Genomic DNA, 14,076 nt, shown 5'->3' on the forward strand with positions numbered 1-14,076 from the left:
CATGACCACCGCCGTCGAAGAGACCCTCGTCCTCGTCAAGCCGGACGGAGTCGCCCGCAACCTCACGGGCGAGATCCTGCGCCGCATCGAGGCGAAGGGCTACTCGCTCGTCGACATCCGGATGCTGCAGGCCGACCGGGAGATCCTGGCCCAGCACTACGCCGAGCACGAGGGCAAGCCGTTCTACGAGCCGCTGGTCGAGTTCATGGAGTCCGGGCCGATCGTCGCCATCCGCGTCGCCGGCAACCGCGTGATCGAGGGCTTCCGGTCGCTGGCCGGCACCACCGACCCGACCACCGCCGCCCCCGGCACCATCCGCGGCGACTTCGCACGCGACTGGGGCCTGAAGGTCCAGCAGAACCTGGTGCACGGCTCCGACTCGCCCGAGTCCGCCGCGCGCGAGCTCGCCCTCTGGTTCGACTGAGCGAGACCCGTACAAGCGGAGGAGTTCCTCGGCCACCCGGCCGGGAAACTCCTCCGCAAGCCGCGTTCGGGGCTGTTCAGCCCCGAATCTCCTCCGTTCCTGCACATTTGTAAAATGGTTGATTCAATAAACTGTGTACGTCATAGTGGGATATGAGTGCACGATCAACCACCGATCGCAGCGGGGCGTCATGAACAGTGAAACTCTGGGACGCAATGCGCGCCGTGTGGTTCGGACACCCGTTTACGCGAGTATCGGCATCGTCATCGGGGTGTTCGCGATGACCACGCTCATCCTGTACTGGGTCACACTGGACCCGGCGCTGATCCCGATCGTCTCGACCGGAACTCCGATTGCCGTGATTGCCTACGTCGCCGTTGTGTTCACGAAGGCGGCGCGAACGAAGCGATAGCAGAAGGCTGGCGCTCGACTACCTATTGCCTCAGGTCTGGGCCGGCTCGAGCGTGTCTCTCGCGAGCGTGGGTTAGGCGAGAGGGCGGTGGATCCAGGCGAGCCGAACCACGTGGACGGCCCTGACTCGCACGAGTTCGCCCAGTGCGAGCCGCTTTTCGAGCAGCCCGACCCCGCGGCGATCGGCGAGGGAACTCCTTGGTTGACCAGCCCGGATACTCGTCTGCTCCTTCGCGAGCGCGGCGCGGGTGCGCCCGTATCCCGGGACCGCACCCGCTCAGACGAACGCCCGGTGGATCCAGTCGAGCTGGAGCTGCGCGAGGATCGCGACGATCGCGTAGCTCACCAGCGTGATCACCGGTACCCAGCCGTACAGCGTGCCGAAGAAGCGCCGCGCGCGTTCGGGCAGCGGGATGTTGCCCGATTTCAGGTTGTAGAGGGTCACGGCCCAGAAGGTCGGGATCGTGACCGACCACGTGACCATGCACCATGGGCAGAGCACGCGCAGGTCGGTGAGGGACGCGGTGATCAAGAAGATTACGAGCGCCAGCGCCAGCACCACGCCGACGTTGAACGTGAGCCAGTACCAGCGCGCGAAGCGGCCGGTCGCCGCCAGCAGCCCGACGCCGACGGCGATCGTCGCCGTCCATCCCGCCAGTCCCAGCAGCGGGTTCGGGAAGCCGAGCAGCGAGCCCTGCCACGACCCCAGGTTCTTCCCGCAGCCGACCAGCACGTTGAAGTTGCAGGAGAGCTGGGCGTTGGCGTTCGCCCGCAGCGCGAACTTGTCGAGCGTCAGCATGAACGCGGCCCAGAAGCCGATGACGCCGGCGATGATCAGGAAGACGGCGAGCGCCGTGGGGCGGCGGTAGTCGGCCGCGGCGGGGGAGTCTGACACAGTCGGATTATGGCATGTGCGCCCACAAGCCCACCTGGAAGGCGCGTGTGCGACGGGCGTGTGGCCCGTGACATGCGATAATCGATGCCAGAAGTCGTTCCGGCCCCGCCGGACGACGCCAAGAGAAGGCTTGAGGGCGCCGAGTGCGCCCAGGTGAGAAGCCGGCCGCGTGGCCGGCCAGGAAGAGAGCCGGACGCACGCCGTGCCACGAGCAGGCAGCGCCCGAGCAAGGATTACGGAGGGACCCGCAAGGAGTCGCCTCCGACGGAGAGTACCCGGCGAGCGGGGAACCGCCGCCGGTCGAGGAGTGCACCAGCGATGGTGGAAAACGAGAATACCGACAGCACGAACACCAGCAACGAGACGGAGACAGGGGGACGCAGGCGACGGGGGCTCTTCGGGAGCCGCCGCGCCACGCGGGCGGGGCTTCCCGCCTCGGCGTCGGCCGACACCCCGGAGTCCGCGGTGACCGAGCAGGTCGCCGCCGACGCTCCCGTCGAGGAGCCTGCCGAGGCCGAGGAGCGGGACGCCGCCGCGCCGGTGGCCGCCGCGCAGCCTGCCGCCACACCGGCCGTCCCGGCCGCCCACGAGCCGCCCGCGCTCCCGCAGCCGCACGGCGAGGAGGCCGCGAGCCGTCCCGCCGCGCCCGGCCTGCCGCCGACGACCCTGCTCTTCCAGGCGCCCGACCTGCCGCCACTGCCCGCCCTGCCCGACGAGGAGGAGCCGACCGGCAGCGTCCGTCGCCGCTCCCGCCGCCGCGCCGGCGAGCCCGGCCGCAGCGATGACGGCGCCCCGGCGAACACGGTCGTCAAGGTCCGCGCCCCTCGTGAGCCGGAACTGATCACCGAGCCGCAGAAGGTCAAGGGCTCCACCCGGCTCGAGGCGAAGAAGCAGCGCCGCCGCGACTGCCGCGACGCCGGCCGCCGCCGCACCGTCATCACCGAGGCCGAGTTCCTGGCCCGCCGCGAGTCCGTCGACCGGCAGATGATCGTCCGCTCGAAGGGCGGCCGCATCCAGATCGGCGTGCTCGAAGACAAGGTGCTGGTCGAGCACTACGTCGCCCGCTCGCAGGAGGCGTCGCTCATCGGCAACGTCTACCTCGGCCGCGTCCAGAACGTCCTGCCCAGCATGGAGGCCGCGTTCGTCGACATCGGCCGCGGCCGCAATGCCGTGCTCTACTCGGGCGAGGTGGACTGGGATGCGGTGGAGACCGGCAACCAGCCGCGCCGCATCGAGCTCGCTCTGAAGCCGGGCGACCGCGTGCTGGTCCAGGTCACCAAGGACCCGGTCGGCCACAAGGGCGCCCGCCTGACCAGCCAGATCTCGCTGCCCGGCCGCTACCTCGTGTACGTGCCAAACGGCTCCATGAACGGCATCAGCCGCAAGCTGCCGGACACCGAGCGCGCGCGCCTGAAGAAGATCCTCAAGGAGGTCCTCCCCGAGAACGCCGGCGTGATCGTGCGCACGGCGGCCGAGGGCGCGACCGAGGAGCAGCTGACGCTCGACGTCAACCGGCTCACCGCGCAGTGGGCGGACATCAGCACGCAGGTCGAGACCCAGCAGGCGCCGTCGCTCCTGCACAGCGAGCCGGACCTGCTGATCAAGATCATCCGCGACGTCTTCAACGAGGACTTCCAGAAGCTCGTCATCGCGGGCGACGACGCGCGCCAGACCATCGAGAACTACCTGCGCCAGGTCGCCCCCGACCTGCTCGACCGCATCGAGGCGTACACGGGCGAGAAGGACGCGTTCGACGAGTACCGCATCACCGAGCAGATCGAGAAGGCGCTGGAGCGCAAGGTCTGGCTGCCCTCCGGCGGTTCGCTCGTGATCGACCGCACCGAGGCGATGACGGTCGTCGACGTCAACACCGGCAAGTTCGTCGGCTCCGGCGGAAACCTCGAGGAGACGGTCACCAAGAACAACCTCGAGGCGGCCGAGGAGATCGTCCGTCAGCTGCGCCTGCGCGACATCGGCGGCATCATCGTCGTCGACTTCATCGACATGGTCCTCGAGTCGAACCGCGACCTGGTGCTGCGCCGCCTGGTCGAGTGCCTGAGCCGCGACCGCACCAAGCACCAGGTGGCGGAGGTCACCTCGCTCGGCCTGGTGCAGATGACCCGCAAGAAGCTCGGCCTCGGCCTGCTGGAGACCTTCAGCGAGGCCTGCGAGGTGTGCGCGGGGCGCGGTGTCATCGTGCACCACGACCCGGTCGTCAAGCACCGTCAGCCGCAGCAGCAGGGCGGCGGCGAGCAGCGCCGTCGCGGCCGCGGCGGCAACGGCGGAGGCGGCGGCTCCGCCCCGAGCCAGCAGCACAGCGGCAACGGGACGCACGCCATCACCGACGACGCGAAGAACGCGCTCGCGCAGATCGCCGCCTCGACCATCCACCCGCACGACGCGGACGCCGCCCAGGAGCCCGCGACCGCCGCACCGGCCGCCGAGGCCGTCGAGGCGGCCCCGAAGAAGCGCAGGCGCAAGAGCAAGGGCGGCCAGCAGGCCGAGCAGAAGCAGGACGCACAGGAGCCGTCGGGCGAGAACCGGCGCGCGGACGAGGCGGCCCAGCAGCCCGCGGAGGCGCAGCCGACGGCATCGCAGACCGCCGCCGAAGAGCCCGCAGCCGAGCAGCCCGCCGCGGAGCAGGCGGACCCGCACGCCGCGGTTCCGCTGATCGAGCTCCCGGAGCCCGTGCACACGGCGCCGGCGCAGCGGCCGTCCGTCGTGGAGACCGAGCTGCTGCTCGACTCCGTGCTGGACGCGCTCCCGCAGCCGAAGCAGCCGGGTCAGGGCCGCGGCCGCAGCCGCCGTGCCAGCACCGCGGTCATCGCCGGGGGCGAGATCCCCGGCGGCGGCTCCGAGTCCTGAGCGGCCGGGCCGGCGCAGCGCGACTGCGGTCGTCCGGACTGTCTGCGGCTGCGCACGCAGGCGCAGACGTTCCGCGCGGGCGCAGACGTTCCGCGCCGGGCGCAGTCGCTGCGCGCGGGCGTCCCGTCACCGCATCCGGTCGTCACGAATGCGTGCCGTTCGCGGCGAATCCCGCGCATTCGTCACGAATCGACGCGGTCCCACGAGGTGACCGGCGGCGCGTGCCCACCGGGCAGCGTGTCTCAGGACCCGGGTCCCCGGCGTTCGCGCTCGGGGACGCGGAGGCCGCTCGCGATGAGCCGGCGGACCAGCTCCTTGCCCGGCACCGGGGTCGCCCCGGCGGCGACCAGTTCGTCGTAGCGCCGGTCGGGCACGTCGTAGTGGTCGAGGTCGAACGCGCGCGCCTGGATGCCGTTCGCGGCCGCGAAGGCGTGCAGTTCGTCCAGCGACGTGTCGCTGACCAGATGCGACCACAACATGCCGTGGGCCGGCCATGCCGGGGGATCGATCAGGACCGTCATAGAATGATTGTAGGAACCGGCGCCGACATGGCTGCCGGACGGTCCCACCGCCCCCTGCTGAATTGACGCAGTGTGTGGCGTCGGGTAAAGTTGACCGTTGGTGTGTGCCGGGTGTGTCCCGGACATCCGCACGGTTTTCTGAGAGCCACCTGCTGCACGATGCGGCGGGGACGGACTCGCCAGTAACTCCCCGAACAGCAAGAGCAGGACCAGGTCCACGGCGTCGCCCGAGGAACTGTTCCCCGATGAAAAAGGTAGAGACAAGTGGTTTACGCAGTTGTGCGCGCCGGTGGCCGGCAGGAGAAGGTCGAGGTCGGCACCATCGTGACGATGGACCGCATCAAGGCCGACAAGGACGGCAACGTCGAGCTGGCCGCTGTGCTGCTTGTCGACGGTGACAAGATCACCTCCGACGCGAAGTCGCTCGCCAAGGTGAAGGTCACGGCGGAGGTCCTCGGCGACCTGCGCGGCCCGAAGATCGTCATCCAGAAGTTCAAGAACAAGACCGGCTACAAGAAGCGCCAGGGCCACCGTCAGGAGCTCACGCGCGTCAAGATCACCGGCATCAAGTAGCCGCTAGCGGACCTCCCGAGGAGAAGAAGACATGGCACACAAAAAGGGCGCGAGCTCCACTCGCAACGGTCGTGACTCGAACGCACAGCGCCTGGGCGTGAAGCGTTTCGGCGGCCAGACCGTCAACGCGGGCGAGATCCTCGTCCGTCAGCGCGGCACGCACTTCCACCCCGGCGTGAACGTCGGGCGCGGCGGCGACGACACCCTGTTCGCCCTGGCGGCCGGCGCCGTCGAGTTCGGCAACAAGGGCGGTCGCAAGGTCGTCAACATCGTGGCCGCCGAGGTCTGAACCTCGCACCACAGCACCACGTGAGGATGGGCGGGCTTCGGCCCGCCCATCCGTTTTTCCCCAACCGTTAGGAGCAGTACCCATGGCAACGTTCGTGGACCGCGTGACGTTGCACCTGCGCGCCGGAAACGGCGGCAACGGGTGCGTCTCTGTCCGCCGTGAGAAGTTCAAGCCGCTCGCCGGCCCCGACGGCGGGAACGGCGGCGACGGCGGCGACATCGTCCTGGTCGCCGACAGCCAGGTGACCACCCTGCTCGGCTACCACCGGCACCCGCACCGCTCGAGCGAGAACGGCGGCTTCGGGATGGGCGACCACCGCAGCGGCCACACCGGCGAGGACCTGGAGCTGCCCGTGCCCGTCGGGACGGTCGTCAAGACCGCGGACGGCGAGGAGCTGGCCGACCTGACCGAGCCGGGGATGCGCGTCGTCGTCGCGCCCGGCGGCGTCGGCGGCCTCGGCAACGCAGCCCTCGCGAACCCCAAGCGCAAAGCGCCCGGCTTCGCGCTGCTCGGCACGCCCGGCTGGGAGGGCGACGTCCTCCTCGAGCTCAAGACGGTCGCCGACGTCGCGCTCGTCGGCTACCCGTCGGCCGGCAAGTCGAGCCTGATCGCCGCACTCTCGGCCGCCAAGCCGAAGATCGCCGACTACCCGTTCACCACGCTGCACCCGAACCTCGGCGTCGTGCAGGCGGGCGACGTCCGCTACACCATCGCGGACGTGCCTGGCCTGATCGAGGGCGCCAGCGAGGGCAAGGGCCTCGGCCTCGAGTTCCTGCGGCACGTCGAGCGCTGCTCCGCGCTGCTGCACGTGCTGGACTGCGCCACCCTGGAGCCGGGCCGCGACCCGCTGAGCGACCTCGAGGTCATCCTCGGCGAGCTCGCGGCGTACCCGGTGCCGGAGGGTCAGCCGCCGCTGCTGGAGCGCCCGCAGCTGATCGCGCTCAACAAGGTCGACGTTCCGGACGCCAAGGAGCTCGCCGACTTCGTCCGCCCCGATCTCGAGGCGCGGGGCGACCGCGGGGTCGAGATCTCCGCGGTGAGCCACGAGGGCCTGCGTCAGCTGTCCTTCGCCCTCGCCGAGCTGGTCGAGGAGGCCAGGAAGGCCCAGGCCGCCGTCGAGGAGGCGCGGCCGCGGATCGTGATGCGGCCGAAGGCCGTGAACGAGTCCGGCTTCACCGTGAAGGCGGAGGGCGGATCGGACGGCCCCGTGTACCGGATCCTCGGCGTCAAGCCGGAGCGCTGGGTCGCCCAGACCGACTTCGCCAACGACGAGGCGGTCGGCTACCTCGCCGACCGGCTCGCGAAGCTCGGCGTCGAGGACGAGCTGGTGAAGGCGGGTGCCGTCGCCGGCTCCACGGTCGTGATCGGCCGGGACAACGGCGTCGTCTTCGACTGGGAGCCGACGCTCACCTCCACCGCCGAGCTCATCACCTCCCCGCGCGGAAGCGACGCCCGCCTGGACGCGAACAACCGGCCCACCCGCGCGCAGCGCCGCGAGGACTACTTCGACCGGATGGACGCCAAGGCCGAGGCGCGCGCGGAGCTGCTCCGCGAGCGCGAGGCCGGCCTCTGGCAGGACGACGAGTACGACGACTACGCGGCCGCCGACGAGGCCGAGAGCGAGGAGACGGGCAGGGAATGACCATCGACGACCGCAGCCAGGTCCCCGCCGCCCGACGAATCGTCGTCAAGGTCGGCTCCTCGTCCATCAGCGGCGAGAACGCGGGACAGATCGGGCCGCTGGTCGACGCCCTCGCCGAGGCCCACGGCCGCGGCACCCAGGTCATCCTCGTCTCCTCCGGCGCCATCGCGACCGGCATTCCGTACCTCCAGCTGGAGTCCAGGCCCACGGACCTCGCCACGCAGCAGGCGGCGGCGGCCGTGGGCCAGAACGTGCTCATCTACCGCTACCAGGACAGCCTCGACCGGTTCGACATCGTCGCCGGCCAGGTGCTGCTCACCGCGGGCGACATGGAGAACCCGACGCACCGCAGCAACGCGAAGCGGGCGATGGAGCGACTGCTCGACCTGCGCATCCTGCCCATCGTCAACGAGAACGACACCGTCGCGACCCACGAGATCCGCTTCGGCGACAACGACCGGCTCGCGGCGCTCGTCGCGCTGCTGGTGGAGGCGGACCTGCTCGTGCTGCTCTCCGACGTCGACGCGCTGTACACCAGGCCGCCGCAGGAGCCCGGCGCGGAACGGATCGCCGAGGTCGGCTGGGACGACGGGCTCGAGGGCGTCGAGATCGGCGCGACCGGGCTCTCCGGCGTCGGCACCGGCGGTGCGCTGACGAAGGTGTCCGCGGCCCGGCAGGCCGCCGAGCGCGGCACGGCCGTGATCCTGACGGCCACGGCACTGGTCTCCGAGGCGCTGCGCGGCGAGCCGGTCGGCACCTGGTTCGCCCCCGCACCGTCGGCCGAGGACGCCGACGTCGCCGCGTTCTAGACTTGACCCATGTCGCAGACCACCTCCGCCGCCACCACCCTCTCCGACCGGTTGAGCGCGGCGAAGCGCGCTTCCATCGAGCTCGCGACCGCCACCACCGAGCGCAAGAACGCCGCGCTCTCGGCGATCGCCGCCGGCGTGCTCGCGTCCGCGGACGAGATCCTCGCCGCGAACGAGCTCGATGTGGCCAACGGCCGTGAGAACGGACTGAGCACCGGGCTGCTCGACCGCCTCACGCTCACCCCCGCCCGCCTGCAGTCGCTCGCGGACGCGGTGCTCGAGGTGGTCGGGCTGACCGATCCCGTCGGCCAGGCGGTGCGCGGCAGCGCGCTTCCGAACGGCGTCAGGATCACCCAGGTGCGGGTGCCGTTCGGTGTCGTCGGCGCCATCTACGAGGCCAGGCCGAACGTCACCGTCGACATCGCGGCCCTCGCGATCAAGAGCGGCAACGCGGTCGTGCTGCGGGGCGGCAGCGCGGCGATCAACACCAACCGCGTGCTCGTCGGCGCGATCCAGGACGCGCTCGCGACCGCCGGACTTCCGGCCGATGCCGCGCAGACGATCGACGACTTCGGCCGAGAGGGCGCCGCGGAGCTGATGCGCGCCCGCGGGTTCGTCGATGTCCTCATCCCGCGGGGGAGCGCCGACCTGATCCGCACCGTCGTCACCGAGTCGACGGTCCCGGTGATCGAGACCGGTGCCGGGGTCGTGCACATCGTCCTGGACGAGAGCGCCCGCGAGGACTGGGCGGTGGACATCGTCCGCAACGCCAAGGTCCAGCGCCCGAGCGTCTGCAACGCGGTGGAGACGCTGCTGGTGCACCGCTCGGCCGCCGAGCGCCTGCTGCCGCCCGTTCTCGGCGCCCTCGCCGACGCCGGCGTCACCATCCACGCCGACGAGACCGCGCTGCCGTTCGCGCCGGGCGGCGTCCCGGTGACCGAGGAGGACTACGCGACGGAGCACATGAGCCTCGACATCTCGGTCAGGGTGGTGGACGGCCTGGACGCGGCGATCGAGCACATCCGCCGCTACTCCACGCAGCACACCGAGGCGATCGTGACGAACGACCTCGCGAACGCGGAGCGCTTCCTGAACGAGGTCGACTCCGCCGTGGTGATGGTCAACGCGTCCACCCGGTTCACCGACGGCGGCGAGTTCGGCTTCGGCGCGGAGGTCGGCATCTCCACGCAGAAGCTGCACGCCCGCGGCCCGATGGGGCTGCCCGAGCTCACCAGCACCAAGTGGATCGTGCGCGGGTCGGGTCAGATCCGCGCGTGACCGCCCGCTAGACTGGATCAGGCTTCGCGCCACAGCGCACCGAAAGGAACGAACACGATGTCCCACCTGACGACCGTCCTCGCCGCAGCGGAGGCACACGTCGAGCTGCCGATGCCCACGTGGGCGTTCGGCGCCATCGCCATCGTCGTCTTCCTGCTGCTCCTCGGCGTCACCTGGAGCTACAAGGACGTCGCCAACCGGCACAGCCACCGTTCCGCGGCCGACGCGGCCAGCCACGCCGGCGCGCCCGGCGCGACCCACCACGGCACCGGGCACCCGACCCAGGGACACTGAGCCGCCGCGGCATGGAGCTGACGGAGAAGAGCCGCCGCCCTCGCATCGGCGTGATGGGCGGGACCTTCGACCCCATCCACCACGGCCACCTGGTCGCCGCCAGCGAAGTCGCGCAGTCCTTCGACCTCGATGAGGTCGTCTTCGTCCCCACCGGCCAGCCCTGGCAGAAGGGCGCCGTCACCCCGGCGGAGCATCGCTACCTCATGACGGTCATCGCGACCGCCTCCAACCCGCGCTTCACGGTCAGCAGGGTCGACATCGACCGCGCCGGCGCCACGTACACGATCGACACGCTCCGCGATCTGCACGAGGAGCGACCGGACGCCGAGCTGTTCTTCATCACGGGCGCGGACGCCATCGCGCAGATCCTCAGCTGGCGGGATGTCGAGGAGCTCTGGAAGCTGGCGCACTTCGTTGCTGTGAGTCGTCCGGGACATGACTTGAGTATTTCTGGATTGCCGAAACAAGACGTAAGCTTGTTGGAAGTTCCGGCCCTGGCGATCTCGTCCACTGACTGCCGGAGCCGGGTGAGCAGGGGATTCCCGGTCTGGTACCTCGTACCTGATGGCGTCGTACAGTACATCTCCAAACACCACTTGTATCGGAGCGTGGCATGAGTTTGTGGCCTGAACAGCCGACGAATGCGAGCCAGCCGCCTCAGACACGGCGGCAGGCTCGGGAGAACGAGCGGCAGGCGGCACGACGTGCCGGAACGGCCGAACCGACGCCGGCGGGGGAGATCCCCGAGATGACCACGACGTTCCGTGCCGAGCCTCAGGAGGCGCCCGCCGACGAGCAGCAGGTGCCGCCCGCGCCCGCTCAGGAGGCCCCGGCCATCCCCGCGACCGCGTTCGCCGACCCCGGCGTGCACAGCCCCAGCCGGCCCGCGTCCAGCTCCGGCGGCTTCGACGACCTGGTCTTCGACGCCGGCCGCGGCGCATCCCCCGCGAAGCGCGACGAGCCCCAGAGCGGATCCGGACTCTTCCGTCAGGCCTCCGACCCGGAGACCCCGGAGCCGGTGACCCAGCCGGTCGGGGTCGTGACCCCGACGCCCGCCGCGACGACCGCCGGCGGCACGGGTGAGCGGACGCTCACCCGCCGCGAGCTGCGCGCGATGCTGCAGGCGCAGGAGGCGAACCAGCAGGCCAACCACGGGGCGCCGGTCACCGACGCCGTCTTCCCCGTCACCTTCACGCCGGACGCGGATGCCACGCCCGCCGCCCCCGCCGCTGCGGCGCCGGCCGCGCCGTCGGCACCCGCCGCACCGGACACCAGCGCCAAGACCGCCTGGCCGTTCAGCGCGGGAGCGTCGTCCGCTCCCGCAGCGACGCCCGCCCCGGCGAGCGCGTCGAACGGGCCGGACGCGACCGTGACCCAGTCGGCGACCTCCGCCTTCACGGCGCTCGGCATCCCGACGCCGTGGAAGGACGAGAAGAAGCCGGACGCCGAGGCGCCGGACGCGCCCGCCGCCTCCCCGGAGGAGCGCCGTCCGTTCACCCCGCCCACCGGCCACTGGTCGACCGCGGCGGAGCTCGACGACAAGAACGCTCCCGTGACCTCGCGCAACGTCGCCCACTCGACGGCCGCGACCACCACCAACGCGCTGATCCTGCCGAGCCTGCCGCAGGCGGACGCGACCGGCCCGCTGACCAGCACCGGCGAGATCCTGGTCACCGGCTCGATCGACCTGCCTCGCGCGCTCGGCGCCACCGGCGCGCACCCCGACCACATCGACTCGTCCGACATCGACCGCCTGCTCGACGACGAGGAGAACGAGTTCAACACCTCCGAGGTGGCCCCGGTCCGGGCGTCGCGCGCGATCAGCTCGCACACGTCGACGCGCGGCGTGATCACCCCTCCCAAGAAGCGCGGCAATACGCTCCCGATCGTCCTGATGGTGACGGCGGGCGTCCTCGCCGTCGGCGTGATCGGCCTCCTGGTGGCCGCGTACGCCCTCCACCTCTTCTGATGACGAGCCCGACCATGAAGGACCTTCTGTGACCGCATCCCAGCACGCCCGGGACATCCTGCAGATCGCGGCCGCGGCCGCCGACGCGAAGGGCGGCTCGGATCCCGTCGCGCTCGACGTCTCGGGGCCGCTGCCCCTGACGGACGCGTTCCTGCTGGTCTCCGGCCGCGTCGAGCGCAACGTGATCGCGATCGCGTCCGAGGTGGAGGACCGGCTCAACGAGGCCGGCGTCCGCACGCTGCGCCGCGAGGGCAAGGCGGAGGGCCGCTGGGTGCTGCTCGACTTCGGCGACCTGGTGGTGCACGTCTTCCACGAGGAGGACCGCATGTACTACGCGCTCGAGCGGCTCTGGAAGGACTGCCCGGTCATCCCGGTCGAGCTGCCCGTGCACGAGCCCGCCGAGTGACGGGCCGGCGTACACGCCCGGGATGCCGCGCCGATTTTCGCAGGGCTGCCCGCGTGTAGTAAGCTGAATGAGTTGCCCCGGAGAGCTCCGGGAAAACGAAACGGGTCTGTGGCGCAGCTGGTAGCGCACCTGCATGGCATGCAGGGGGTCAGGGGTTCGAGTCCCCTCAGATCCACCCGAGAGAAGCCCGGTCCACGCGGACCGGGCTTTTTCGCGTCCGTCGGGCGCACCGTACCGCGCAACGTTGCAGACGCGACCAGTCGGTAGGATTCTGCCCAGCCACCTGTTCGTACCGGAGAGGCCGGGATGACCGATCTGCCACGTCGCCACCAGCGCGCGAAGGGCGCACCAGCGGTCCGCCACGGCCGGCTGCCCCGCAGGCGTGCGGTGTCCAGTGTCGCGAAGCTGCTCGCCGGGGTCGTCGCCGTCGCGCTCGTCAGCACGGTGTCGGTCGCCGCGTACGCCGTGTGGGACGTCACCCGTTCGGTGCAGACCGGCGTCAAGCTGGTCGCGCTACCGGGCCACACCGCGCTGCCGCAGGACATCCCGAACGTGGGCGCGATCGACGGCGGCGTGAACCTCCTGCTCGCCGGCACGGACAGCCGCACGGGTCTCGGCGGGATCTACCAGAGCTCGGAGGAGCAGGACGCGAGCAGCGGCGCCGGCAACAACGACGTGACGATGCTGCTGCACATCGCCCAGGACCACAAGAGCATGATGGTCGTCAGCTTCCCGCGCGACCTGATGGTGGAGATCCCGGACTGCCCGTCGCCGGACGGCCAGGGGACGGTGTACGGCTCCGACTACGCGCAGTTCAACACGGCGCTCTCGCGCGGCGGTCTCGCGTGCGTGGTGCTCACCGTCGAGCAGCTGACCGGGGTGCAGATCCCGTTCGCGGCGACGGTGAACTTCGCCGGGGTGAGCGCGCTCTCCAACGCCGTCGGCGGGGTGACGGTGTGCCTGGCGTCCCCGGTGGTCGACGAGTACACGAACCCGCCGCTCGACCTCCCTGCCGGCGACTCCACCCTCGTCGGCGACCAGGCGCTGTCGTTCCTGCGCTCGCGGCACGGCGTCGGCGACGGCAGCGACCTCGGCCGCATCTCGAACCAGCAGGTGTTCCTCTCCGCGCTCGCCCGCAAGATCGTCAGCGGGGGCGTGCTGGCGAACCCCGTCCAGCTCTACGCACTGGCGAAGGCGGTCGTGTCGAACGTGACGCCGTCCGAGTCGCTGCGCAACCCGACGACGCTCGTGGAGATCGCGCTGGCGGTGAAGGACACGGGCCTGCAGAACATGGTGTTCCTGCAGTACCCCACGGTCGGCGACCCCGACAACGTGAACCGGGTGATCCCGAGCTACGCGGCGGACGCCGTGAACGAGGCTCTCGTCAAGGACCAGCCGGTGAAGCTGACCGGCAGCACGGGGCGCGCGGCGGAGGACCCGAACGCCACGAACACGCCGGCGCCGACCGACACCGCGCCGCCGGCGGACACGTCGACCGGCACTCCCACCACGCCCCCCGCGCCGGGCGCTCCGACCCCCACGCCGACCGGCGCCGGGACGGTCGAGCTGCCGGACACCGTCACCGGCCAGACCGCCGCGCAGCAGACCTGCACCAAGGGCAACGACTAGGCTGCCGCCGCACCTGGCAATCAGCCAGGAGCCCGCCCGGGGAAGCGCCTTCCCAGGGATAGGGTCTGGGC

At 71.0% G+C, this 14,076-nt stretch carries 15 protein-coding genes and 1 tRNA gene; 14 read left to right on the forward strand and 2 right to left on the reverse strand.

Translation table 11 applies throughout. The features are described from left to right. Position 1 precedes the first annotated feature (1 nt). Together ndk and ACTHMF_RS05415 are read left to right on the forward strand one after the other, a co-directional pair. Positions 2–424: a nucleoside-diphosphate kinase gene (ndk, locus tag ACTHMF_RS05410; RefSeq protein WP_440316608.1), complete on the forward strand. Its 423-nt coding sequence runs from the start codon at positions 2–4 to the stop codon at positions 422–424. 190 nt (positions 425–614) lie between these two features. Continuing rightward, the gene (locus ACTHMF_RS05415) at positions 615–836 is read left to right on the forward strand and encodes a hypothetical protein (RefSeq protein ID WP_440316609.1); all 222 of its coding nucleotides are present in this window, start codon (positions 615–617) and stop codon (positions 834–836) included. Between the two features lie 276 nt (positions 837–1,112). Here ACTHMF_RS05415 and ACTHMF_RS05420 read toward each other — a convergent pair whose 3' ends face one another. Next, positions 1,113–1,730, reverse strand: a complete 618-nt coding sequence (locus ACTHMF_RS05420; RefSeq protein WP_440316610.1) for a vitamin K epoxide reductase family protein — start codon at positions 1,728–1,730, stop codon at positions 1,113–1,115. A 318-nt stretch (positions 1,731–2,048) separates the two neighbouring features. Between ACTHMF_RS05420 and ACTHMF_RS05425 the strand changes: the two genes are divergently transcribed. Then, a complete protein-coding gene (locus ACTHMF_RS05425) occupies positions 2,049–4,595 on the forward strand; it encodes an Rne/Rng family ribonuclease (RefSeq protein WP_440316611.1) in 2,547 nt (848 codons plus the stop codon). A gap of 242 nt (positions 4,596–4,837) precedes the next feature. Here ACTHMF_RS05425 and ACTHMF_RS05430 read toward each other — a convergent pair whose 3' ends face one another. Continuing rightward, positions 4,838–5,116 (reverse strand): DUF4031 domain-containing protein, encoded by a 279-nt coding sequence (locus ACTHMF_RS05430; RefSeq protein WP_440316612.1) that lies wholly within the window; start codon positions 5,114–5,116, stop codon positions 4,838–4,840. Between the two features lie 264 nt (positions 5,117–5,380). Between ACTHMF_RS05430 and rplU the strand changes: the two genes are divergently transcribed. The 11 genes from rplU (at position 5,381) to ACTHMF_RS05485 (ending at position 14,005) form a co-directional block, all read left to right on the forward strand. Continuing rightward, positions 5,381–5,689 (forward strand): 50S ribosomal protein L21, encoded by a 309-nt coding sequence (gene rplU, locus ACTHMF_RS05435; RefSeq protein WP_055916382.1) that lies wholly within the window; start codon positions 5,381–5,383, stop codon positions 5,687–5,689. Positions 5,690–5,720: 31 nt separating this feature from the next. Beyond that, positions 5,721–5,978 carry a 50S ribosomal protein L27 gene (gene rpmA, locus ACTHMF_RS05440; protein ID WP_314149437.1) on the forward strand — a complete coding sequence of 86 codons (258 nt, stop codon included), beginning with the start codon at positions 5,721–5,723 and terminating at the stop codon, positions 5,976–5,978. An 82-nt stretch (positions 5,979–6,060) separates the two neighbouring features. After that, positions 6,061–7,620, forward strand: coding sequence for a GTPase ObgE (gene obgE / locus ACTHMF_RS05445; protein ID WP_440316613.1), 1,560 nt, complete (start codon positions 6,061–6,063; stop codon positions 7,618–7,620). After that, positions 7,617–8,429, forward strand: coding sequence for a glutamate 5-kinase (gene proB / locus ACTHMF_RS05450; RefSeq protein WP_440316614.1), 813 nt, complete (start codon positions 7,617–7,619; stop codon positions 8,427–8,429). Before obgE ends, proB begins: the two co-directional genes overlap by 4 nt. A gap of 9 nt (positions 8,430–8,438) precedes the next feature. Beyond that, a complete protein-coding gene (locus ACTHMF_RS05455; RefSeq protein ID WP_440316615.1) occupies positions 8,439–9,707 on the forward strand; it encodes a glutamate-5-semialdehyde dehydrogenase in 1,269 nt (422 codons plus the stop codon). Positions 9,708–9,764: 57 nt separating this feature from the next. Further along, the gene (locus tag ACTHMF_RS05460; protein WP_314149441.1) at positions 9,765–10,001 is read left to right on the forward strand and encodes a hypothetical protein; all 237 of its coding nucleotides are present in this window, start codon (positions 9,765–9,767) and stop codon (positions 9,999–10,001) included. Positions 10,002–10,012: 11 nt separating this feature from the next. Further along, a complete protein-coding gene (gene nadD / locus ACTHMF_RS05465) occupies positions 10,013–10,618 on the forward strand; it encodes a nicotinate-nucleotide adenylyltransferase (protein WP_314149442.1) in 606 nt (201 codons plus the stop codon). A gap of 131 nt (positions 10,619–10,749) precedes the next feature. Continuing rightward, the gene (locus ACTHMF_RS05470; RefSeq protein ID WP_440316616.1) at positions 10,750–11,970 is read left to right on the forward strand and encodes a hypothetical protein; all 1,221 of its coding nucleotides are present in this window, start codon (positions 10,750–10,752) and stop codon (positions 11,968–11,970) included. Positions 11,971–11,998: 28 nt separating this feature from the next. Beyond that, positions 11,999–12,376, forward strand: a complete 378-nt coding sequence (gene rsfS, locus ACTHMF_RS05475; RefSeq protein WP_314149828.1) for a ribosome silencing factor — start codon at positions 11,999–12,001, stop codon at positions 12,374–12,376. Between the two features lie 102 nt (positions 12,377–12,478). Further along, a tRNA-Ala gene (locus ACTHMF_RS05480) sits at positions 12,479–12,551 on the forward strand. Between the two features lie 131 nt (positions 12,552–12,682). After that, the gene (locus ACTHMF_RS05485; protein WP_440316617.1) at positions 12,683–14,005 is read left to right on the forward strand and encodes an LCP family protein; all 1,323 of its coding nucleotides are present in this window, start codon (positions 12,683–12,685) and stop codon (positions 14,003–14,005) included. Positions 14,006–14,076: the final 71 nt, after the last annotated feature.

Origin of the sequence: Leifsonia sp. (genome assembly GCF_051955155.1) — a bacterium.
Classification (GTDB): Bacteria; Actinomycetota; Actinomycetes; order Actinomycetales; family Microbacteriaceae; genus Leifsonia.

What these genes read in the sequence shown, in the direction of transcription:
- ndk (WP_440316608.1), top strand. Translation starts at nt 2, where the DNA reads ATGACCACCGCCGTCGAAGAGACCCTCGTCCTCGTCAAGCCGGACGGA.
- ACTHMF_RS05415 (WP_440316609.1), top strand. Translation starts at nt 615, where the DNA reads ATGAACAGTGAAACTCTGGGACGCAATGCGCGCCGTGTGGTTCGGACA.
- ACTHMF_RS05425 (WP_440316611.1), top strand. Translation starts at nt 2,049, where the DNA reads ATGGTGGAAAACGAGAATACCGACAGCACGAACACCAGCAACGAGACG.
- ACTHMF_RS05430 (WP_440316612.1), bottom strand. Translation starts at nt 5,116, where the DNA reads ATGACGGTCCTGATCGATCCCCCGGCATGGCCGGCCCACGGCATGTTG.
- rpmA (WP_314149437.1), top strand. Translation starts at nt 5,721, where the DNA reads ATGGCACACAAAAAGGGCGCGAGCTCCACTCGCAACGGTCGTGACTCG.
- obgE (WP_440316613.1), top strand. Translation starts at nt 6,061, where the DNA reads ATGGCAACGTTCGTGGACCGCGTGACGTTGCACCTGCGCGCCGGAAAC.
- proB (WP_440316614.1), top strand. Translation starts at nt 7,617, where the DNA reads ATGACCATCGACGACCGCAGCCAGGTCCCCGCCGCCCGACGAATCGTC.
- ACTHMF_RS05455 (WP_440316615.1), top strand. Translation starts at nt 8,439, where the DNA reads ATGTCGCAGACCACCTCCGCCGCCACCACCCTCTCCGACCGGTTGAGC.
- ACTHMF_RS05460 (WP_314149441.1), top strand. Translation starts at nt 9,765, where the DNA reads ATGTCCCACCTGACGACCGTCCTCGCCGCAGCGGAGGCACACGTCGAG.
- nadD (WP_314149442.1), top strand. Translation starts at nt 10,013, where the DNA reads ATGGAGCTGACGGAGAAGAGCCGCCGCCCTCGCATCGGCGTGATGGGC.
- ACTHMF_RS05470 (WP_440316616.1), top strand. Translation starts at nt 10,750, where the DNA reads ATGACCACGACGTTCCGTGCCGAGCCTCAGGAGGCGCCCGCCGACGAG.
- ACTHMF_RS05485 (WP_440316617.1), top strand. Translation starts at nt 12,683, where the DNA reads ATGACCGATCTGCCACGTCGCCACCAGCGCGCGAAGGGCGCACCAGCG.